Genomic DNA, 20,767 nt, shown 5'->3' with positions numbered 1-20,767 from the left:
GTCGCCGGGACGCCACCGTGCGAATACCCGGCCGCGCCCCGCTCATGCAGTGCCGCGCTCATGCAGCCCGGCGAGCGAGTGGGGTCGACGCGGCCTTGCTCCTGCGCCTCGGGCGGGAGAGGATGAGCGCGCCACCGCCTGTGCCACTTTGCTGAAGCCAGGCGGTGGCGCTGCTGCGCCCCTACCCACGAAGGCGCGTCATCTCACAGGGAGCCCCACGGGAACCCTGTTCAGGGGTCACCGAGTCACAGGGTCACGGAGTCACCTGGCTCACGCGGGTCGACCAGTTGCCGAGCGCGGTGCGCGGTCCGGCAGCCCCCGGCGAGGGTGCGCACGTGCCGAGCTTGTTGTCGCCCGTGCTCGCGCCGAAGAACCGGCCGCCCCAGGTGGCGTAGTCGCACGCGTGGGCGACGTACTCGCTGGCGATCCACACCGAGTTCCCGTCGACCGCTGCGGCGCTGTAGTCACCCCACCGGGTGCGCGGGGGGTTGCCGATCTGGGCCTTGTAGCTGGTGAACCCGTCGTCCGCCGCCATGCCGGCCGCCGCCGTCGAGACGGGCCCGGTGCCGACCAGCGCGTCGATCGCCGTGTAGCCGGAGCTCGGGTATGCCGTGTCGCCGGTGTAGCTGAACGCCATGACTCCGCGGCCGCTGGGCGTGACGCCGATGGCCGGGTAGGTCAGGTCCATCCCGGCGTGGCCGAGGTAGCCGTTCATGGCCATCGTCGCCGAGAGCGACCCGCCCGAGACCGACGGCTTGACGATGAACCACGCGATGCCGGCGCGCTGGGCGCCGCCGTCGGGGTTGATCGCCGTGTCGAGGGCACCCCACAGCTTGCCGTTGGCGTACATGACCTGCTGCATGCGGGTGTCGTTGGAGTCGGGCGTCGACACCACCTCGTCATGAGCCGGCTCGCCGTTGAAAAGCAGCCTCCAGCAGCCGACGCCCGCGATCGTCGGAGTCGTCGTGTCGTTGATGCAGTGTCCCTGCGGTGTCGCGATGGTCGGAGCCGTCCCCGCACCGGGCTGCTTCGCCCTCGGCGGGATGGCATACAGCTCGGACGCCAGCACCCGGTTGCTCAGCGAGAGGGCGGGCGACGACGTGTTGAGCGACGAGGTGTTGGTCAGCGCCCAGACGACGACCTGGCTGGACGTGTAGTCCCCACCCGTGCCTGCGACGGGGTGCGTGGCCTCGTCGGCAGCGTTGGACGACATGAAGTACTCCGTGCCACCCGCTGCCGTCTCGAACGAGCCGGTGCCGGGCGACTGCGCGGGCCACACCGTGAAGCCGGGCTGCGTGCTGCCGGCGTCGCTCGGCACCGGGACCCTGCCCGAGGTGTCGAGGTGGGCCATGGTCACGTTCTGCGCCCCGGCCGCCAGCTGCGCCTTGGACAGGGCGTAGATCTGGGCGCCCGCGAAGCCGTTGGCGTTCCAGGGGTAGGCGTTCGTCGTGATGTAGATGCCGTTGGCGTCGGCGCCGATGTGGGGGTAGTCCCCGAGGTACGGGCCGGGGTTGACGCCACCGGTGTTCGTGCCGTCGTTGGTGACGTCGAACGTGAAGATGTTCCACGAGCCCCGCGGGTCGGCCGTGCGGCTCACTGCGATGTCGATGTGGTTCTGCTGGGTCAGGGACCCGTTCGGGCGGCTCTCCAGCGTGAGCACCGCGACGAAGAAGCGCTGCGTCGCCGCGTCGTAGAGGCAGACCGGGTCGGTGATGTTCTGGGCCCGCACGCCGGTCGCCCGGTTGATCGCCGGGGCGTAGCCGAAGAAGGAGTTGAGGTCGACCGCGTGGTTGACGTCGGTCGGGTGGCCGCTGACGACGTTCGTGGCCGTGTTGTCGGGCAGGACCGAGTTCCCCTGCTTGTCGAAGACGTTGAGCACGTCGTTGACGGCCTCGAGGACGTAGCCGTTGCCGACGCAGAGGGCCTGGTCGGGCGGCTCGACCGTGAACTGGTTCCCGCCGCGGGCATACCGCTGCTGGAAGAGGTTGAGCCCCTCGAAGGACGTCCCGAGCTGCGGGTTCGACTTCGCCTTGGGGCCGCTCCGGGCCGAGATGCTGTGGCTGCTGCCGTGGCCGCCGGAGAGGCTGCGGTCGGTGATGGTGCCGGGGTAGGGCGCGGGGCCTCCCTCGGCGTCGTCGGGTTCCCCCGGGAACTCGACCTGGGTGGCGTCGTTGCTGCCGGACGGGGTGAAGGCCCCGGTCGCGGCGGCGGACGTGCCGATGAGGCGGGCCGAGGCGGCCGCCCCGGCCTGTGCCTGCGTGGCCGGCAGCCCGAGGGCTGCCAGGGCCAGGATCGGCACGGAGATGGTGCTGATGCGCACGATGCGCGACCTGCGTGAACCAGCCATGAGCTCCCCTTCGAGAGGTGGAGCCCGTCCGGGGCATGGCCCTCACCGGGAGGATCCGTGGGACGGTCGGCGCAGGGTCGGTGGCCGGGGGCGGGCAGAGATGGACGAACACAGTTGTCGAGGCCCTCGGCGCCGGGTCTCTCGGCCTTGCACAGGCACTCTCCCACCGTGGTCACGGCGTTGTCACAGGAATCGCACACGCGTTCACCGCCCAAGCGTGCACATCGGGCGGGGACTGGCATGCTTCGCCCATGGAAGCCGACGTCGTCGTCGTGGGAGCCGGCCTGGCCGGGCTCGTCGCCACCGCTGAGCTGGCCGACCGGGGCAAGCGGGTGGTGCTCGTCGAGCAGGAGGGCGAGCAGTCGCTGGGCGGCCAGGCCTGGTGGAGCTTCGGCGGGCTCTTCCTCGTCGACAGCCCCGAGCAGCGCCGGCTCGGCATCCGCGACAGCCTCGAGCTCGCGACGCAGGACTGGATGGGCAGCGCCCAGTTCGACCGCGAGGAGGACCGCTGGCCCCGGCGGTGGGCGGAGGCGTACCTCCACTTCGCCGCCGGCGAGAAGCGGTGGTGGCTGCGCCAGCAGGGGCTGCGGCTCTTCCCCGTCGTCGGGTGGGCCGAGCGCGGCGACGGACGCGCCGACGGCCACGGCAACTCCGTGCCGCGCTTCCACATCACCTGGGGCACCGGTCCCGGCGTCGTCGAGCCGTTCGAGCGGCGGGTCCGCGCGGCCGTGGCGAGCGGCCGCGTCACGCTCGCCTTCCGGCACCGCGTCGACGAGCTCATCGTGACCGCGGGGGCGGTCACGGGCGTACGCGGTCGCGTCCTCGAGCGCGACGGCGCAGCCCGGGGCCGGCCGAGCAGCCGCACGGAGGTGGGGGACTTCGAGATCACCGCGCAGGCGGTCCTCGTGACGAGCGGTGGGATCGGCGGCAACCACGACCTGGTGCGCCGGGCCTGGCCGGAGCGGCTCGGACCCCCACCGGCGCGGATGGTCGCGGGCGTTCCCGCCCACGTCGACGGCCGCATGCTCGAGATCACGCAGTCCGCCGGCGGGCGGGTCATCAACCCGGACCGGATGTGGCACTACACCGAGGGGCTGCGCAACTGGGACCCCGTCTGGGACAACCACGGCATCCGGATCCTGCCCGGGCCCTCGTCCCTGTGGCTGGATGCCCGAGGACGACGCCTGCCGGCGCCGTGCTTCCCGGGCTTCGACACCCTGGGCACGCTGCGCCACATCCTCTCGACGGGGCACGACTACTCGTGGTTCGTGCTCACGCAGCGGATCATCGAGAAGGAGTTCGCCCTCTCGGGCTCGGAGCAGAACCCCGACCTCACCGGCAAGGACGTACGCCAGGTGCTGGGTCGCGCGCGCAGCGGCGCACCCGCGCCGGTCGAGGCGTTCGAGCGCCACGGTGAGGACTTCGTCGTCGCCGACTCGCTGGACGAGCTCGTCCGCGGCATGAACGAGCTGACCGGCGAGGGCCTCATCGACGTCGAGTCGCTGCGGGGCACCGTCGTCGCCCGTGACAACGAGGTCGACAACGAGTTCAGCAAGGACGCCCAGGTGACGGCGATCCGTGGTGCCCGGAACTACCTGGGCGACAAGCTGATCCGTGTCGCGCGTCCGCACCGGCTGCTCGACCCGGCTGCGGGTCCGCTCATCGCGGTGCGCCTCAACATCCTGACGCGCAAGACGCTCGGCGGCCTCGAGACCGACCTGGCAGGGCGCGTGCTGACAGCCGGCGGCGAGCCGCTGCCCGGTGTCTACGCAGCCGGCGAGGTGAGCGGCTTCGGTGGCGGCGGCATGCACGGCTACAACTCACTCGAGGGCACGTTCCTCGGCGGGTGCCTCTTCAGCGGCCGGACTGCCGGGCGCGCGGTGGCGGCGGCCCTGTGACCTGCCAGCCCCGCGGGTGCCGGTCGGCGGACGGCGCTTCCCGTCGCCCGACCGCGACCCTTATCTTTACCCCGTGAACCCAGTGCACGCCGCTCCCGGCTCGCAGGCCTCCCTGCGCGAGGCCAACCGGCTGCGCGTGCTCGAGGCGCTGCGCGAGCAGGGCGCGATGACCCAGGTGGAGATCGCCGGGTCCACCGGCCTCAGCCCCGCCACCGTGTCCAACATGGTCAAGGACCTCGACGGCGCCGGCGCGGTCGAGCTTGCGCCGAGCATCCGCAACGGCCGCCGCGCCGTACTCGTCTCGCTCGCGACCGGCAACACGCTGCTGGCGGGGATCGCCTTCGGCGACAGGGACGTACGCGTCGCGCTTGCCACCGGCCCCCGCGACGTCGTCGGTCGGCAGCGGATGCCGCTGCCCGCCAGCCACAACGCCGACGAGGGCATCGAGCGGGCCACCCGGCTCGTCTACGACCTCGTCGAGAAGTCGGGCAAGGCGATGTCCGACGTCAAGGCGGTCGGCGTCGGCGTGCCCGCACCGGTCGACAGCGTCACGGGCCAGGTCGGCTCGGAGAGCATCCTGCCCGGATGGCGCGGCGTCGACGTCGCCGAGGAGATCCGGGGCCGGCTCGGCGCTCCCGTCTCGGTGGACAACACCGCGAACCTCGGAGCCCTCGGCGAGCTCCGGTGCGGGGCGCTGCAGGGCGTGCAGGTCGGCGCCTACATCAAGCTGTCCTACGGCGTCGGAGCCGGCCTCGTCGTGGCCGGCGACGTCTTCCGCGGCAGTGCGGGCACGGCCGGCGAGATCGGCCACCTGACCATCGACGAGCACGGCCCGATCTGCCGCTGCGGCAACCGGGGGTGCCTCGAGACCTTCGTCGGCTCGTTGGCCCTGAGCGAGGCCCTGGCGGGCTCGCACGGTCGTCTGACCCTGCGCGACATCATCGCCCGGGCCATCGAGGGCGACGCGGGCTGCCGGCGCGTGCTCGACGACGCGGGACGCCACCTCGGGGTGGCCCTGGCGGGGCTCGTCAACCTGCTCAACCCCGAGATGGTCGTGCTCGGCGGCCAGCTGTCCGAGGTGGGTGAGCTCATCGTCGAGCCGATGCGCCGCGCCCTCGAGCGCAGCGCGATCCCGAGCGCGGTGGCGTCCCTGACCATCGAGCAGTCGCAGCTGCACACCGATGCCGATGTCGTCGGCGCCATCGTCGCCGCCGAGACGGCGCACGCGGCCGCCGAGGGGCTCTTGGTCACAATTACGTCCACTTCTTGAATTCAAGGCTTGACGTCAAGGCTTTCCACGCTCTTTACTCCGGTGATACGGCCTGCACCACCGAGGTTGCCGGCGCCTGAACAAGGGAGTTCCAGACCATGCGTGCTCGCTCCACCCGCCTCGCCGGCATCGCCCTCGCGGCCGGCCTGGGCATCACCTCGCTCGCCGCCTGCGGGAGCAACAACGCCGACGCCTCGTCGGGCTCAGGGTCCACGGGCGGCGCGGCGTCCGGCGGCAAGAAGATCGCCCTGCTGCTGCCCGAGTCGAAGACCACGCGCTACGAGACCTTCGACCGCCCGCTCTTCGAGGCGGCCGTCAAGGCCTCCTGCGCGGACTGCACGGTCATCTACAGCAACGCCGACCAGGACGCCGGCAAGCAGCAGCAGCAGGCGGAAGCCGCACTGACGCAGGGCGCCAACGTCCTCGTGCTCGACCCGGTCGACGGCAAGGCCGCCGCCTCCGTCGTCGCGAGCGCCAAGGGCAGCGGCGTCCCGGTCGTGGCCTACGACCGCTTCATCGAAGGCGCCGACTACTACGTCTCCTTCGACAACGCCACCGTCGGCAAGATCCAGGCCCAGACGCTCGTCGACCTCGTCAAGAAGGGCGGCAAGACGAGCGGTGACCTCGTCATGATCAACGGCTCGCCCACCGACCCGAACGCCGCCGACTTCAAGTCCGGCGCGCACAGCGTCCTCGACGGCAGCGGCTTCAAGATCGCCGCGGAGTACGACACCCCCGACTGGAGCCCGGACAAGGCCCAGTCGTGGATGGAGGGCCAGATCTCCGCGGTCAAGGGCAACCTCGTCGGCGTCTACGCCGCCAACGACGGCACGGCCGGCGGCGCCATCGCAGCCCTCAAGGGTGGCGGCGTCAACCCGCTCCCGCCCGTCACGGGTCAGGACTCCGAGCTCGCCGCCATCCAGCGGATCCTCGCCGGCGACCAGGCCATGACGATCTACAAGCCGATCAAGCCCGAGGCCGAGGCGGCCGCCAAGGCAGCGCTCGCGCTGGCGAACAAGCAGACGCCGCAGAAGACCTCGGACTTCAAGGGCATCGCCGCGACCATCCTCGACCCGATCGCCGTGACCAAGGACAAGATCAAGGACACGGTCGTCAAGGACGGCATCTACAAGACCGCCGACATCTGCTCCGGCTCATTCGCTGCGGCCTGCTCCTCCGCCGGCATCAGCTGACGAGTCCCGGCGACCGCACGACCACCCGAAGGACGGACATGACCGCAACCACCTCACCGCCACCCGCACCGACGCAGACGGCCGTGCTCTCGCTGCGGGGCATCTCCAAGCGCTTCGGTGCCGTGCAGGCCCTGACCAGCATCGACTTCGACGTGCGACCCGGCGAGGTCGTGGCCCTCGTCGGTGACAACGGTGCGGGCAAGTCGACGCTGGTCAAGACGATCGCCGGTGTCTACACCCCCGACGCGGGGACCATCGAGTTCGACGGCCGGCCGGCGAGCGTGAGCTCGCCGGCCGAGGCCCAACGGCTCGGCATCGCGACGGTGTTCCAGGACCTCGCCCTGTGCGACAACCTCGACGTCGTCGGCAACCTCTTCCTCGGCCGGGAGCTGCACCGGGGGCGTGCCCTCGACGAGGTGACGATGGAGCGGGAGTCCTGGCGCCTGCTCCGTCAGCTGTCCGCGCGCATCCCCTCGGTGCGCATTCCGGTCGCGAGCCTCTCGGGCGGCCAGCGCCAGACCGTCGCCATCGCGCGCTCGCTGCTCGGCGACCCGAAGGTCGTCATGCTCGACGAGCCCACCGCCGCGCTCGGCGTCGCCCAGACGGCCGAGGTGCTCAACCTCGTCGAGCGCCTGCGCGAGAACGGCCACGGCGTCATCCTCATCAGCCACAACATGAGCGACGTCATGGCGGTGGCCGACCGCGTCACGGTGCTGCGCCTGGGCCGCAACAACGGCACCTTCGACGTCAGCCGGACCAGCGCCCAGGAGATCATCGCCGCCATCACCGGCGCCACGACCAACGCCGTGTCCGAGCGCGCCTCGCGGCGGACCCCCAGCGAGGAGCAGCAGTGAGCACCACCACGCCCGAACCCACCCGCGAGACCCCGGCCCCGCACGAGGCGCTCGCCCTGCGCGAGACGACAGACCCGACCGCAGCGACCTCGGCGCTCCCCGCCGACCTGCAGGACGAGCGGCTCATCGCCGACGCCGGCGGTGTCGGCGGCGCGGTCCGGGCCTTCTTCGCCCGGCTGCGCAGCGGCGACCTCGGCGCCCTGCCCGTCGTCATCGGCCTCGTCATCATCTGGGCCGTCTTCCAGGGCCTCAACGACGCGTTCCTCTCGCCGCGCAACCTCGTCAACCTGACGCTGCAGAGCGCCGCCATCGGCACCATCGCCATCGGTATCGTGCTCGTGCTGCTGCTCGGTGAGATCGACCTGTCGGTCGGCTCGGTCAGCGGCCTCGCGGCGGCCATCGTCGCCGTCGGCACGGTCAATCAGGGCTGGCCGGTCCCGCTGGCCCTGCTGGCGGCCCTCGTGGTGTCCGCGGTCATCGGCCTGGCCTACGGCGCGATCTACACCCGCTTCGGCGTGCCGAGCTTCGTCATCACCCTCGCCGGCCTGCTCGGCTTCCTCGGCCTCCAGCTGAAGGTCCTCGGTGCCGAGGGCTCGATCAACCTGCCCTTCGAGTCCGGGCTCGTGAAGTTCGCGCAGCAGACCTTCCTGCCGCCGGTGGTCGCCTACCTCCTCGCGCTCGTCGCCGTCGCGGTCTACGTGGCCACCCGTCTGCGGGCCAACGCCCGCCGTGACGCCGCCGGGCTCTCGACGACCCCGGTCGGGATGCTCGCCGCCCGGGCCGCCTTCCTCGCGCTCTTCCTCGTCGTGCCGATCGTCGTGCTCAACCAGGACCGCGGCGTCTCCGTGATGTTCCTCGTCTTCCTGCTGCTCGTCGTCGTCATGGACTTCGCGATCCGCCGCACCCGGTGGGGCCGCTCCGTCATGGCCGTCGGCGGCAACGTCGAGGCGGCCCGCCGCGCCGGCATCCACGTCAAGCGCGTCTACCTCTCCGTGTTCGCGCTGTGCTCGACCTTCGCTGCACTCGGCGGCATCTTCGCGGCGGCCCGGCTCGCGGCCGCCAACCAGAGCAGCGGTGGCGCGGACACCAACCTCAACGCGATCGCGGCCGCCGTCATCGGCGGGACGAGCCTCTTCGGCGGTCGCGGCTCGGCGTATGCCGCGCTGCTCGGAATCCTCGTCATCCAGTCGATCAGCAACGGGCTGGCCCTGATCAACCTCGGCTCGCCCGAGCGCTACATGATCACCGGCGCCGTGCTGCTGCTCGCCGTCACGGTCGACGCCCTGAGCCGCCGCAGCCGCGCCGCCCACGGTCGCGCCTGAGGCGTAGCCCCAGACCCGGCCGGGCCGCTCCCCCGACCGAGACCACGACCCCGGCAGCCACTCGGCTGCCGGGGTCGCGTGAGTCCGGGGGTGGGGAGGGCTCAGGCTGCCGGCGCGTCGACGGCCGCGGCCGGCTCGAGCGGTCCGTGGTCCCCCGCGGAGGTACCGGCCCGGTCGCCACGACCGGCCGCCCCGGCCCAGAGCAGCACCGTGAGCCCCAGTGTTGCGAATCCCGCGCCGACCCACAGGGGCGACGTCCAGCCCAGGCCGGCCGCGATCGTCAGGCCCGAGACCCAGACGCCGAGGAAGTTGCCGACGTTGAAGGCGGCGATGTTGGCCGAGGAGGCCATCGTCGGGGCACCGGAGGCGTGGCCGAGGACCCGCATCTGCAGGCCCGGCACGGTCGCGAAGCCGAAGAAGCCCATCGCGAGCAGCATCGCGGCGGCCCCGAGCCGGCTGCCCGCGAGCAGCGCGAAGGCGACGAGCGAGATCGCCAGGGCCAGCGTGAGCGAGGTGAGGGTGCGAGCCAGGGCACGATCGGCCCAGCGTCCGCCGAGCAGGTTGCCGGCGAAGAGGCCGACACCGAAGAGCACGAGCAGCCACGGCACCGCCGACTCGCCGAAGCCGGTGACCCGGGTCAGGAGCGGCTCGACGTACATGAAGGCCCCGAACATGCCGCCGAAGACGAGGACGGTCATCGTGAGGGAGAACCAGACCTGCCGGTTGCGGAAGGCTGCGAGCTCGGCACGCAGGCCGAGCGCCCGTCCTGCCGCCGGCGCCGGCCGGCTCGCCTCGCCCGGGACGAGCGCGGCGATGCCCGCGAAGGCGACCACGCCGACGACGGCGATGATCGCGAAGGTGGCGCGCCAGCCCCACTGCTGCCCGACGAAGGTCCCGAGCGGGACGCCGAGGACGTTGGCGAGGGTGAGCCCGCCGAACATGATCGAGATGGCGCCGGCCTTGCGGTCGACGGGCACGAGCGACGCCGCCACGACGGAGCCGATGCCGAAGAAGGCGCCGTGCGCCAGGGCTGCCACCACACGGCCGGCGAGGAGCAGGCCATAGCCGGAGGCGAGCGTGGAGAGCGCGTTCCCGGCGACGAAGAGCACCATGAGCGCCAGCAGGGCCCGCTTGGGGCGCCAGGCCGAGAGCACGGGCGTCAGGGCGAGGGCGCCGACGACGACGGCGAGCGCGTAGCCGCTGACGAGGTAGCCGGCGACCGGGATCGTGACCCCCATGTCGGTGGCGACGGTGCTGAGCAGGCCGGCGATGACGAACTCCGTGAGCCCGATGCCGAAGCCCCCGAGGGCCAGGGCGATGAGACCGAGTGGCATGCGAGTGACACTCCTTCCGAATGGACGCGCACGACCGGGCAGCCTCATTGCCGTCGCTGGTATGCCGCGTGTGCAACTATTTGACGAGCGGCGACGTTAGTTGCACGCGCGGCCTATTGCAAACGCGGGCTATGCTGGGGACATGGGAATCGCCGACTCCGCCGTCGAGGTGCGCGCCTCCGGGTGGCGCACCCTGGCCGCCCTGCACGGGCGCATCGAGGCCGCGCTCGAGCGTGAGCTCTTGCGCCGCCACGAGGTGTCCGTCGTCGAGTTCACCGTGCTCGACGCCCTCTCTCGCCAGGACGGCTGGCACATGCGGATGAGCCAGCTCGCCCGCGCCGCCGCGCTCTCCTCGTCGGCCACGACCCGACTGGTCAACCGCCTCGAGGACCGTGGCCTGTTGACCCGCATCCTGTGCGAGGACGACCGTCGCGGCATCTACACCGAGCTCACCGAGCGCGGCTGGGCCCTCTACCGCGAGGCAGCACCCACGCACGACGAGGTGCTGGAGGAGTCGCTCCGCAGCGCAGGCGAGGTGCCCGAGCTGGCGCCGCTCGTCGACTTCCTGCACCACGTGCCGAGGGGCGGCCGCAGCCGCTCGTCGTCGACCAGACCGGCCACGGTCTAGCGGGGCCGTTCGGAGTCGTCCCCGACGGCATACGGCGCGGGCTCGTCCTGGCCGAGGAGGCGCCGCCAGCCATCGGGCCCGGCGTCGACCGAACGCTCGAGCAGGCGGTGGGCTGCAGGTGCCAGCGCCCAGGTGCCGAACCACACGACGAGCACGCCGACCGACACCCCCGCCAGCACGTCGTGCCAGTAGTGCGCCCCGGTCAGCACCCGCGAGATGCAGACCGCGACGGCGAGTGGGACGACGAGACGCCACCAGAGGGGCGCCAGCACGATGACCGCCGTGGCCAAACCGCCTGCGATCACCGCGTGGTTGCTCGGCCAGGACCAGTCCCCGCGCGCGGGGCACGCGGCCACCGTGTGCACCACGAGGGTGCGGCAGGGACGCTCCTCGCGGACCATGCTCTTGACCACCTCGCTCAGCACGTAGGCCGCAACGGTCGACACCGCGGCGACCACGGCCACCGTGACGTGCTCGAGGCCGCGCGACCGCGCGCGCCAGGCCAGCCCGGCGAACACCAGCGCCAGCACCACGAGGCCGAGCTCGCCGACCACCTCGAAGAACCCGCCGAAGACGGAGGGCAGCGCCGCGGCACCCGACGCCGTCGCGCGGTAGGCCGCGTCGCGCACCAGGTAGAGCAGCCCGAGCGCGACCACGAGGACCAGGACGGTCGGCACCGCACCCGTCGCCCGACCGCCGGCGAACCGTCGTCGCACGTTCACCGCGTCGTCAGAAGGAGATGGCATGGGCACGACGGTAGGACACCGCGATGGGTGCCCCGACCACGGCCACGACCACGACCACGACCACGGCCACTACGCCGGCTCGTGCCGGAGGGTCAGAGGCGCCCGCGCACCGGCGTGCGCTCGACGGGGTCGCCCTCCTCGGGCATCACCATCTCGGCCCGCACCCCGAGCAGGCGCACCTCCCGGGCCGGGTCGAGGGCCTCGGCGAGGGCCACGGCCGCGTCGACGACAGCGTCGCGCTCCTGCGTGGGCGCCGGCAGCTTGCGGGCCCGCGTCTGGGTGAAGAAGGGTGCGTAGCGCACCTTGAGGCTGACCCGGAAGACCGGCCGGCCCTCCGCGACGGTGTCGTCGAACACCTGCGAGGCGAGCTCGCGGACGGCCGCGCGCACCTGCTCCGGCGTCGTGAGGTTGCTCTGGTAGGTCGTCTCGCGGCTGTGCCCCCGCGCCACCCAGGGGGTGTCGTCGACGACGGCCGAGCCGATGCCGCGTCCGAGCTGGGAGTACCAGACCCCCATCCGCGGCCCGAACTCACCGACGAGCACCGCCTCGTCCGCCTCCGCGAGCTGGTGCACCGTCTCGATCCCGTGGCCCGCGAGGCGCTTGGAGACCTTGGCGCCGACGCCCCAGAGGTCGATGGTGGCGCGATCGCCCATCACGTCGAACCAGTTGTCCGCCGTGAGCCGGAAGACGCCGCGCGGCTTGCCGAAGCCGGTGGCGATCTTGGCGCGCACCTTGTTGTCGCCGATGCCCACCGAGCAGTGCAGCTTGGTGGCATTGAGCACGGTCGCGCGGACGCGTTCGGCGAAGGCCTCGGGGTCGTCGGTGCGCACCCCGAGGAAGGCCTCGTCCCAGCCGAGCACCTCGACGACGACGCCCAGGCCCCGCAGCGCCTCCATCACGCGCTCCGACGCCTCGGTGTAGGCCGGGGCGTCGACCGGCAGGATGACCGCGTCCGGCGCCTTGCGGGCAGCCAGGCGCAGCGGCATGCCCGACCCGACGCCGAACTGCCGGGCCTCGTAGCTGGCCGTCGAGACGACCGCGCGCTCGGCGGGGTCACCGCGGCCGCCGACGATCACGGGCCGTCCCGCCAGCTCGGGACGACGCAGCACCTCGACAGCGGCGATGAACTGGTCGAGGTCGACGTGCAGCACCCAGGCTCGACCGTCCGGGGCGGGCTGCGGGTCCATCGTTACGCGGGGCGGTCCCGCCGGGGCGGCCGCTGCGCCCGCCGCACGTCGTCGCGGACCGGCTTGCCGCGCCGGAACGTGTAGACGGCCTGACCCTCGTCGGCGCTCGAGAGGTCGTATGCCGTCCCGCCGTCCCGTGCCGAGGCGTCCTGCCGCTCGGGCTGCGCGTCCACCGGGGACGCGACGGGCGCGGGCTGTGGCTCGTCCTCCTGCGGCTGCGCATCCATCGCGTCGACCGCGTCGACGCCGTCGTCATCGCCGGCGCGCTCGCGCTGGACCACTTGGTCGTCCTGGGCGAGTCGGTCGTCCTGGTCGTACTCGTCGTACTCGTCGTCCTCGTCGTCCCAGGCCACCGGCTCCGGGCCGGCCTGGGCGTCCTGCTCACCCGCGGCGACCATGACGCCGTGGAAGAGCATCGCGGCAGCAAGCACCGTCAGGCCGAAGGCACTGACCGTGAGCGCCAGGCCCGTGTGCGCGCCGCCGATCTGGGAACGGAGCACGTGGAGGCCGCCGGCCACTGCTCCCACGACCGCAGCGCCGACGAACCAGATGATCGCGGCTCGGGTCGTCGATTTCCCCACGAGGTCACTGTCGCACACGCACGGGCGTGCCGCGGGCAGCACGCGGGTGCGGGGGCGGCCCCGCGTCGTCTCGCGGGCTCAGAGCAGGTCTCGCACGGCAGAGCCCACGACCGCGAACCCGTGCCGGACGACCGGCGCCTTCGCCTTGCCGTTCCCCTTGGCCTTGCCGTTGGCCTTGCCGTTGCCGGGCTTGGTCGCCTTGGCGGGCTTCCCGGCCTTGGCCGGACCGCTGGCAGCGCCCTTGCCGTTGCCGACACCCTTCGCCTTGCCGTTGCCGTTGCCGTTGGCAGCGCCCTTGGCCGTGCCGTTCGCGGCGCCCTTGCCGTTGCCCTTGTCGTTGCCCTTGGCCTGGCCCGGGGCGGCCGACCTGCTCGCGCTCGCAGCGGCACCCGGACGCTCGGTGGCGGCGGCGTCGGCCGCGGCCTTCTCGGCTCCGCGCTCGGCACCGGCGACCACCGGCTGGTCATCCGCCACCGTGGCGGGGACGACGGGGACCTGCTTCGACGGCTGGGGGGCCAGGGCATCCGGCGACAGGGTCAGGCCGGCGTCCGGGGGGGCCACGGCGACGACGGGCGCCGTGACGGCGACCGAGGGCCGTGCCGGGCGCGCCGGCGCGGCGGTGCGGGCGGCATACGTGCTCGGGCTGTGCGTGGCACCCAGCGAGCTGACGGGGACGGGGGTGCCGGCAGCGACCTCGGGTGTGGGGCGGTCCTGCTCCGAGATCACCGAGCCGAGGATCAGAGCGGCGGCGCCGACGCCGAGCAGCAGGTTGGCCCCGCGCTGGCCACCGACGCGCACCAGGGCGAGGTTGCCGGTGACCAGGGCCGCGCTCACAGCCAGCAGGCTCGAGACGCCGATGACGACGAGCCCAGCCGTGACCCCACCGACGAGGCAGCTGAAGAGCACCAGCGCGGCGAGCACGGCGAAGCCCGAGGCCGTGCCCTCGGGCAGCCGGCGGGGGGCCGGGTCTCCCGCAAGCAGGTCGACCCGCTCGTGGTGGTCGAGCAGCAGGACGCCCGGCCGCGCGGGCAGGGTGAAGGATGCGTCGTCCGGAGCCGTCGGACCGGACATTTCGGACATCACTCGGCCAGTGTGACGCATGACGCGCCCGGAGCGCGACTCCGGCCAGTCACGGCCGTGCTGGGGGTGGCGACGTCGGTCGTCGCGGTTCGCATCGGGGATCACGGGCACTTCCAGCTCCTGCGTCGCAGCCGTGGCACCGGGCCCTACCGGTGCCGTCACATGGGGACATTACCCCCAGAGTCAAGCCTCGTACCATAATTGGTAAAGAACGGGCAAAGTCACCGGTCGTTGTGACGGGCGAACCGGCTCTCGATCTCGCGCAGGAAGGCGTCGGAGATCCGGCGGTACTGCTGCGACGTCAGCGTGATCGGGTCGCCGACGCGCAGGCCCAGCACCGACCGGGCCGGGTCGAGTGGCAGCTGTGGGTCGGCCACCAGCGTGCCACCGTTCTCCATGAGGGAGCGGGCGAGGACGCGGACCTCGTTGAGCGCGTTGCCGTCGCGGCCCTCGACGTGCGGGAGGCGGTGCACGAAGTAGCCGTCCAGCACGAGCAGCATGTTGTTGAAGTACTCGTACTCGAGCGACTCGAGCGCCCCGTCGAGGCCGGTCATGTCGGCATCGCCGTGGTCGCGCGCCGCGCGGGCCACCTCGGCGAAGGTCGCCACCTGCGACTCGACCCGTGAGCGGCACGCGTCGATGTAGTCCTGCTCGTACTCCGCGACGCCCAGCATCTCCTCAGCGTAGCCACGCCGCGCCCACTAGGTTTGGCCCATGGCAGGTCGTGAGCGCAACGTGCTCGGGGGCGACCTCGAGTCGTGCGGCACCGACCCGCTCACCGGCTTCTACCGCGACGGCTACTGCACGACCGGACCCGAGGACCGCGGCAGCCACACCATCTGCGTGGTGGCCACGCGCGAGTTCCTCGCCCACCAGCGCCGTGTGGGCAACGACCTGGTCACTCCCCGCCCCGAGTGGCGCTTCCCCGGCCTCGTGCCGGGCGATCGCTGGTGCGTCGTCGCCCAGCGCTGGCTGCAGGCGCACCAGGACGGCGCGGCGGCACCGGTCGTCCTGGCGGCCACGCACGAGCGCGCGCTCGAGGTGGTACCCCTGCAGCTGCTGCAGGCGTATGCCGCCGACATCCCCGACGACCCCCGCTCGCTCCTGTGACCCGTCTCGAGGCCGACTGCGCGCGGTGCTTCGGGCTGTGCTGCGTCGCACTGCCCTTCGCCCGCTCGGCCGACTTCCCCGAGGACAAGCCCGCCGGGCAGCCCTGTCGCAACCTCCTCGCCGACCACCGCTGCGGCATCCACGACCGGCTCGCCCAGGACGGCTGGCGCGGCTGCGTCACCTTCGACTGCTTCGGCGCCGGCCAGCAGGTCTCCCAGGTGACGTTCGCGGGCATCTCATGGCGCGAGGCCCCCGAGACCGCCGAGAGCATGTATGCCGTCCTGCCCGTCATGCGCCAGCTGCACGAGATGCTCGCCCACCTCGAGGAGGCCCTGGCTCTCGGGGCCGGCGAGCCGCTCGGCGAGCCGCTCCGCGCGCAGCTGCAGGCAGCGCAGGCCGACGTGGACGCCGCCACGGCGGGCTCGGCCGAGCAGGTGCTCGCCGTGGACCTCGGGGCGCTCCGCTCCGCTGTCGGCGGGCTGCTCCGTGACGTCAGCGCGAGGGAGCGCGACCGGCGGCGCCGGGCGGACGGCATACCCGTCCCACCCCGACGTGTCCGGCCGGGAGCCGACCTCGTCGGCGCCGACCTGCGAGGGCGTGACCTGCGCACTGCCGACCTGCGCGGGTCGCTGCTCATCGCCGCCGACCTGCGAAACGCAGACCTGCGCTGGGCCGACCTGCTCGGAGCGGACCTGCGCGACGCCGACCTGCGTGGAGCCCGGCTGGAGGGGGCGCTCTTCCTCACCCGGCCGCAGCTGGCTGCGGCGCGCACCTGAGCGCGCCCACTCCCGGGCTCCGACGATCTGCGCGATAGTCCACCGCGGCGCGGGATCTGCCCGCACAATCGACCCATTGCCCACCGAGCACTGGAGTCGACCGTGCGCCCAGCCCGGATCACCACCGCCGGCACCACGGCCGCGACGGCCGCGGCGGCCGCCGTGCTGGGTCTCGGCGCGCTCGTGCTGACCGGCTGCTCCGGGAGCACCCCGCAGGTCGAGCTGAGCCAGGTCGCGGGGTCGACCGGCACACCGGTGCCGACGCAGACGGTGACCGTCACGCAGGTGCAGACGAGGACCGTGACCGCGACGACCACGCGGGTGCAGACGGCCACCGTCACGGCGACCCCGACGGTGACGGTCACGGCGCTCCCGCGCCCGAGCCTGACCACGAGCACGGTGTTCAACCGGCCCGTCGCGCTCGCGGACTACGCGAACCTCGTCAGCGACGTGACCGTCCTGGACCGGATGAGCCTGACGGGCAACGCCGCCGCCCTCCAGCTCGACCTGCTCGACCAGCACCTGACGCGGCTCGGCGCCAACGGGCCGCCGCCCGGGCTCGATGCCCCGAGCTACTACGGGCGGCTCAACTCCCTGGGGCTCTTCGCGCACGCCGCCTCCGACGAGGCCCAGGCCGGCTCACCGGTGGCGGCGAGCCGCTACACCGTCATCCGGCAGGAGACGGGCGTGCTCCTGTCGCTCGTCAACGGCGCGCTGTCGACGAGCTTCACGCTCCCGCCGGCCCCCTCGGCCCCCGCGCCGTCGCCCTCGCACTGAGCCCGGCGCACACCGACCGGGCTGCGCCGGTTCAGCGAGCAGGCGGCTGCTCGGCGTGGACGCGCCGCGCCAGCCGCGACGCCGACCGTCGCACCGGCACCCGTGACCACACCGCCTGCTGCAGGGCCAGGGTGAGCCAGCCGGCGAGCGCCATGGCGACGAGGTTCAGGACCAGCTGCAGGGCGCTGCCCCGGACCTCGTGCCAGGCGCCGAAGGCGAGCCCCAGCGCGACGTTGCCGGCCGCGGGGATCGTGGTGACGGAGATGAAGACACCACTGAGGCCGCCGACCTTGGCCGAGGTCAGCGACAGCACGCCCGCCGCTGCGGCGAGGACGGCCACGATGAACGTCCACTTGTCGGGCGCGTAGATGAAGGCCGTGCTCGGCCGCGGTCCGGTGATGTCGTGCAGGGTGATCCAGCCGAGCGCCCGTCCGAGCAGGCCCGCGAGGCAGGTGATCGCGATGGCCACGGCGAAGCCGACTACGAGCGCGCGGGCGGCGACGGCCAGGAGCAGGTGCCGGCGTCGCACGAGGGCGACGCCGAGGGCCGCGATCGCGCCGAACTCGGGCCCGAGCACCATCGCCCCGATGACGAGGATCTGGGAGTCGAGCACGATCGCGACGGCGGCGATGAGGGTGGCGAGCGTCATGAACGACAGGAAGGTCCAGTTGAGCTCGCTGTCGTCGTAGGAGCGCTGCGCGACCTCGGCCCACACCACCGCATCGGCGCTGCTGCCCGGTGTCAGCTCGTCGGCCTCGAAACCCGGGCGCGAGATCCATGTGGTCACCGGCTCCAGCTGCAGGGAGCCCTGCTCGTGCACGCCGAGGTCCCTCAGCCGGTCGACGAGGTCGTTCGTGCCCTCCCGGGCGATGTCGGCGTGGACCACGTCACCGACCGGGCGCACGGCTGCTCCCCGCAGGACCGACAGGGTGCTCACCGCCGTCGAGTCGGCCAGCAGCTCGGTGACCTGGTCGGTCAGCGCGCTCGGGACGGTGACCGTGAGTCTCAGCATGTCGCCCAGTGTGCCGCCCGATTGACAGGAAGCGGCCGCCGACGCGATCGTGACATCTGAACAGTCATTCAGATGAGAGGGCGTCCATGAGCTCCGTCAGCGGCCTCGACGGCTGCGTGTCCCCTGCGGTCCACCCGGAGAAGGTCGCGATGGTGACCGCCCACGCTCCGGCAGCCGACGAGCTGGCCCGCGTCACCAGCGTCTTCAAGCTGCTCGGCGACCCGACCCGCGCACGGCTGCTCTACGCGCTCCTCGAGGCCGGGGAGCTGTGCGTCTGTGACCTCGCCGCGGCGACCGGCACGGCCGAGACCACCGTGTCGCAGGCGTTGCGACTGCTGCGCGCGTCGGCGGTGGTCACGGGCCGACGGGAGGGCCGCAACATCTACTACCGGCTCTCCGACGCACACGTCCGGCTGCTGCTCGACGTCACCCGGGAGCACGCGCTCCACGACAACGAGTCGCGCACATGAGCGGTGGACACACGCACGGACACGGACACGGACACGGACACGGCCACGGCCACGGCCACGGCCACGGCGCCGCATACGGGGCGGGCACGGGACACGCCGGTGCCCGCCACCGGTGGCGGCTCGCGGTCGCGTTCGGGCTCGTCGGGGCGTTCTTCGTCGTCGAGCTCGTGGCCGGGCTGCTCTCCGGCTCGCTGGCCCTGCTGTCCGACGCCGGTCACATGGCGGCCGACGTCGTGACCCTGGGCGCGGCCCTGGTGGCCACGCGGATCGCGACCCGACCCGACACGACGGGCCGTCGCACGTTCGGCTCCTACCGGGCGGAGGTCTTCGCGTCCGGACTGGCGGTGCTGCTCATGCTCGGCGTCTCGGTGTACATCGCGGTCGAGGCACTCGGGCGCATCGGCGCGAGCCCGGACATCGCGTCCGGGACGATGCTCGTCGTCGGCGTCGTCGGCCTGGTGGTCAACGTCGTCGCCCTCCTCATGCTGCGTGGCGGCGCGGCCGAGAGCCTCAACGTCAAGGGCGCCTACCTCGAGGTCGTCGCCGACACGGTCGGCTCCCTCGGGGTCATCGCCGCGGCCCTGCTGGTGCGGACCACCGGCAGCGCCTGGTGGGACACTGTCGTGGCGCTCGCCATCGCCGTGTTCGTCGCCGTCCGGGCCGTCGGACTCGGACGCGAAGTGCTCGCAGTCCTCGGCCAGCACGCCCCCACAGGCATGGACACCGCCGCCCTCGAACAGGCGCTGGCAACGGTCCCGGGCGTGACGGAGGTCCACGACCTGCACGTGTGGACCCTGACCTCCGGCATGGACGTCGCCACGGCCCACCTCGTCGTGGCGCCGGGGGATGCCGGGCCCGACGTCCTCGAGGAGGCCAGCCGGATGCTGCGCGAGCGCTTCCACGTGGCGCATGCCACGCTGCAGGTCGAGACCACGGACCGCTCGCAGTGCGACGGAGCCGACTGGTGAACCGGCGGACGCGCCTGGCTGCCGGCACGGCCTTCTTCGTCCAGGGCCTGCTCTTCATCTCGCTCACCACCCGGCTGCCCCAGGTGCAGCAGAAGTGGTCGCTGGACGAGCTCGCCGTCAGCGGGCTGCTGCTGATGGTCGTGCTCCTCGCCGGGGTCGGGTCCGTCGTCGCCGAGGTGGTCGCCGGCCGCTCCTCGAGCGCCGGGGTGGTCCGCCTGGGCCTGCTGCTCGCGGCGACCGGCTTCGGCGTGCTCCTCACCGCGCCGGCCGTCGGTGTCTTCATAGCGGGCCTGGCCGCCTACGGCCTGGCGCTCGGGCTCGTCGACGCGTCGTCCAACATGCAGGCGGTGACGGTCGAGCACCTCTACGGCCGGCCGATCCTGCCGTCGTTCCACGCGTTCTGGACCGCGGGCGGCATCCTCGGCACCCTGGGCACGCTGGTGACCGCCCACGTGCAGCTCGGCCCCGCACTGCTGCCGCTGCTGCTCTTCCCGCTGGCCGCGATCGCCGCACCGTACGCGCGTCGCGACCGCCTCGCGGAGCCCGCCGCGCCCGTCGAGGTGCCGTGGCGGCGCATCGCCCTGCTCGGCGTCGCGATGGTCCTCTTCTACATGGTCGACACCGCTGCGACGACCTGGGGACCGGTCTACCTCGGCGGCACCCTGGGCGCCCCCACCGGCCTCACGGCCCTGGCGACGCTCCCCTACCTCGTCGCCACGTTGCTGGCGCGGGCCGTCGGCGACGGACTCGTCGACCGCCACGGGGCCGTGTGGCTGCTGCGGGTCAGCGGTGTCGTCGCCGCCCTCTCGCTGGCGGTCGTGGTCTTCGCGCCGAGCTGGGTCGTGGCCGTCGTCGGCTTCACCGTCCTCGGCGGCGCCGTCGCGACCATCGCCCCGCTCAGCTTCTCGGCCGCGGGCGCCATCGCCGGCGGCGAGGCCGCCGGCTCGGCCGGCGAGCGCATCGACCGGACCGACCAGGTCGTCGCCCGCTTCAACCAGTTCAACTACATCGGGGCGCTGCTCGGGGCCGTGCTGACGGGCGCGGTCGGCTCGGACAACCTGCGCCTGGGCTTCGCCGTGCCGATGGTCCTGGTCCTCGGGATCATCCCGCTCGCCTCGCAGTTCTCGATCATCCGCCGCCGGGGCGTGCCGCTCTCCCGTCGGTGAGGACCCGCAGGCTCCGCACGGGAGCCGCTGAGTTCGGCGGCCACCGTT

Annotated in this window: 20 protein-coding genes; 12 read left to right on the top strand and 8 right to left on the bottom strand. The window is 72.7% G+C overall.

What is annotated here, in order from left to right:
• Nucleotides 1-253: 253 nt before the first annotated feature.
• Entirely contained in the window at nt 254-2,347 is a 2,094-nt protein-coding gene (locus tag AB0316_RS03140) for a hypothetical protein (RefSeq protein WP_366270381.1), read from the bottom strand.
• A gap of 251 nt (nt 2,348-2,598) precedes the next feature.
• On the opposite strand from AB0316_RS03140, the gene AB0316_RS03135 reads away from it, so the two are divergent.
• The 5 genes from AB0316_RS03135 to AB0316_RS03115 all read left to right on the top strand — a co-directional run bounded on the left by AB0316_RS03135 (nt 2,599) and on the right by AB0316_RS03115 (nt 8,884).
• Entirely contained in the window at nt 2,599-4,245 is a 1,647-nt protein-coding gene (locus AB0316_RS03135; RefSeq protein ID WP_366270380.1) for an FAD-binding dehydrogenase, read from the top strand.
• 73 nt (nt 4,246-4,318) lie between these two features.
• Nucleotides 4,319-5,515: an ROK family transcriptional regulator gene (locus AB0316_RS03130; RefSeq protein ID WP_366270378.1), complete on the top strand. Its 1,197-nt coding sequence runs from the start codon at nt 4,319-4,321 to the stop codon at nt 5,513-5,515.
• Nucleotides 5,516-5,613: 98 nt separating this feature from the next.
• Complete coding sequence (locus AB0316_RS03125; RefSeq protein ID WP_366270376.1) at nt 5,614-6,708, top strand: sugar ABC transporter substrate-binding protein; 1,095 nt, start codon at nt 5,614-5,616, stop codon at nt 6,706-6,708.
• Nucleotides 6,709-6,746: 38 nt separating this feature from the next.
• The gene (locus AB0316_RS03120; protein WP_366270374.1) at nt 6,747-7,562 is read left to right on the top strand and encodes an ATP-binding cassette domain-containing protein; all 816 of its coding nucleotides are present in this window, start codon (nt 6,747-6,749) and stop codon (nt 7,560-7,562) included.
• Complete coding sequence (locus tag AB0316_RS03115; RefSeq protein ID WP_366270372.1) at nt 7,559-8,884, top strand: sugar ABC transporter permease; 1,326 nt, start codon at nt 7,559-7,561, stop codon at nt 8,882-8,884. Before AB0316_RS03120 ends, AB0316_RS03115 begins: the two co-directional genes overlap by 4 nt.
• Before the next feature lie 101 nt (nt 8,885-8,985).
• On the opposite strand, the gene AB0316_RS03110 is transcribed toward AB0316_RS03115, so the two are convergent.
• Nucleotides 8,986-10,218, bottom strand: a complete 1,233-nt coding sequence (locus AB0316_RS03110; protein ID WP_366270371.1) for an MFS transporter — start codon at nt 10,216-10,218, stop codon at nt 8,986-8,988.
• 142 nt (nt 10,219-10,360) lie between these two features.
• On the opposite strand from AB0316_RS03110, the gene AB0316_RS03105 reads away from it, so the two are divergent.
• The gene (locus AB0316_RS03105) at nt 10,361-10,846 is read left to right on the top strand and encodes a MarR family transcriptional regulator (protein ID WP_366270369.1); all 486 of its coding nucleotides are present in this window, start codon (nt 10,361-10,363) and stop codon (nt 10,844-10,846) included.
• Here the strand turns inward: AB0316_RS03105 and AB0316_RS03100 are convergent.
• The 5 genes from AB0316_RS03100 to AB0316_RS03080 all read right to left on the bottom strand — a co-directional run bounded on the left by AB0316_RS03100 (nt 10,843) and on the right by AB0316_RS03080 (nt 15,114).
• Nucleotides 10,843-11,592 carry a phosphatase PAP2 family protein gene (locus AB0316_RS03100; RefSeq protein WP_366270367.1) on the bottom strand — a complete coding sequence of 250 codons (750 nt, stop codon included), beginning with the start codon at nt 11,590-11,592 and terminating at the stop codon, nt 10,843-10,845. The two genes, AB0316_RS03105 and AB0316_RS03100, sit on opposite strands and share 4 nt — an antisense overlap.
• A 92-nt stretch (nt 11,593-11,684) precedes the next feature.
• Nucleotides 11,685-12,779: a DNA polymerase IV gene (locus tag AB0316_RS03095; RefSeq protein ID WP_366270366.1), complete on the bottom strand. Its 1,095-nt coding sequence runs from the start codon at nt 12,777-12,779 to the stop codon at nt 11,685-11,687.
• A gap of 2 nt (nt 12,780-12,781) precedes the next feature.
• A complete protein-coding gene (locus tag AB0316_RS03090; protein ID WP_366270364.1) occupies nt 12,782-13,360 on the bottom strand; it encodes a hypothetical protein in 579 nt (192 codons plus the stop codon).
• A gap of 78 nt (nt 13,361-13,438) precedes the next feature.
• Nucleotides 13,439-14,440 (bottom strand): hypothetical protein, encoded by a 1,002-nt coding sequence (locus AB0316_RS03085; protein WP_366270362.1) that lies wholly within the window; start codon nt 14,438-14,440, stop codon nt 13,439-13,441.
• A gap of 221 nt (nt 14,441-14,661) precedes the next feature.
• A complete protein-coding gene (locus AB0316_RS03080) occupies nt 14,662-15,114 on the bottom strand; it encodes a hypothetical protein (RefSeq protein WP_366270360.1) in 453 nt (150 codons plus the stop codon).
• A gap of 40 nt (nt 15,115-15,154) precedes the next feature.
• Between AB0316_RS03080 and AB0316_RS03075 the strand changes: the two genes are divergently transcribed.
• From AB0316_RS03075 to AB0316_RS03065, 3 genes are all read left to right on the top strand, one after another.
• Entirely contained in the window at nt 15,155-15,550 is a 396-nt protein-coding gene (locus tag AB0316_RS03075) for a DUF2237 domain-containing protein (RefSeq protein WP_366270359.1), read from the top strand.
• A complete protein-coding gene (locus AB0316_RS03070) occupies nt 15,547-16,326 on the top strand; it encodes a pentapeptide repeat-containing protein (protein WP_366270357.1) in 780 nt (259 codons plus the stop codon). Before AB0316_RS03075 ends, AB0316_RS03070 begins: the two co-directional genes overlap by 4 nt.
• A 102-nt stretch (nt 16,327-16,428) precedes the next feature.
• Nucleotides 16,429-17,103 carry a hypothetical protein gene (locus AB0316_RS03065; RefSeq protein WP_366270355.1) on the top strand — a complete coding sequence of 225 codons (675 nt, stop codon included), beginning with the start codon at nt 16,429-16,431 and terminating at the stop codon, nt 17,101-17,103.
• A gap of 31 nt (nt 17,104-17,134) precedes the next feature.
• Here the strand turns inward: AB0316_RS03065 and AB0316_RS03060 are convergent, their stop codons facing one another.
• The gene (locus AB0316_RS03060) at nt 17,135-18,115 is read right to left on the bottom strand and encodes a DUF389 domain-containing protein (protein ID WP_366270354.1); all 981 of its coding nucleotides are present in this window, start codon (nt 18,113-18,115) and stop codon (nt 17,135-17,137) included.
• Between the two features lie 86 nt (nt 18,116-18,201).
• Between AB0316_RS03060 and AB0316_RS03055 the strand changes: the two genes are divergently transcribed.
• The 3 genes from AB0316_RS03055 to AB0316_RS03045 are packed head-to-tail and all read left to right on the top strand — an operon-like array spanning nt 18,202 to nt 20,719.
• The gene (locus AB0316_RS03055; RefSeq protein ID WP_366270352.1) at nt 18,202-18,585 is read left to right on the top strand and encodes a metalloregulator ArsR/SmtB family transcription factor; all 384 of its coding nucleotides are present in this window, start codon (nt 18,202-18,204) and stop codon (nt 18,583-18,585) included.
• Entirely contained in the window at nt 18,582-19,553 is a 972-nt protein-coding gene (locus AB0316_RS03050) for a cation diffusion facilitator family transporter (RefSeq protein WP_366270350.1), read from the top strand. Before AB0316_RS03055 ends, AB0316_RS03050 begins: the two co-directional genes overlap by 4 nt.
• The gene (locus AB0316_RS03045) at nt 19,550-20,719 is read left to right on the top strand and encodes an MFS transporter (RefSeq protein ID WP_366270348.1); all 1,170 of its coding nucleotides are present in this window, start codon (nt 19,550-19,552) and stop codon (nt 20,717-20,719) included. The genes AB0316_RS03050 and AB0316_RS03045 overlap by 4 nt, the downstream gene beginning before the upstream one ends.
• Nucleotides 20,720-20,767: the final 48 nt, after the last annotated feature.

It is taken from the genome of Terrabacter sp. NPDC080008, from assembly GCF_040702505.1.
GTDB lineage: Bacteria > Actinomycetota > Actinomycetes > Actinomycetales > Dermatophilaceae > Terrabacter.
This window is presented reverse-complemented; position numbering and strand designations above follow the sequence as displayed.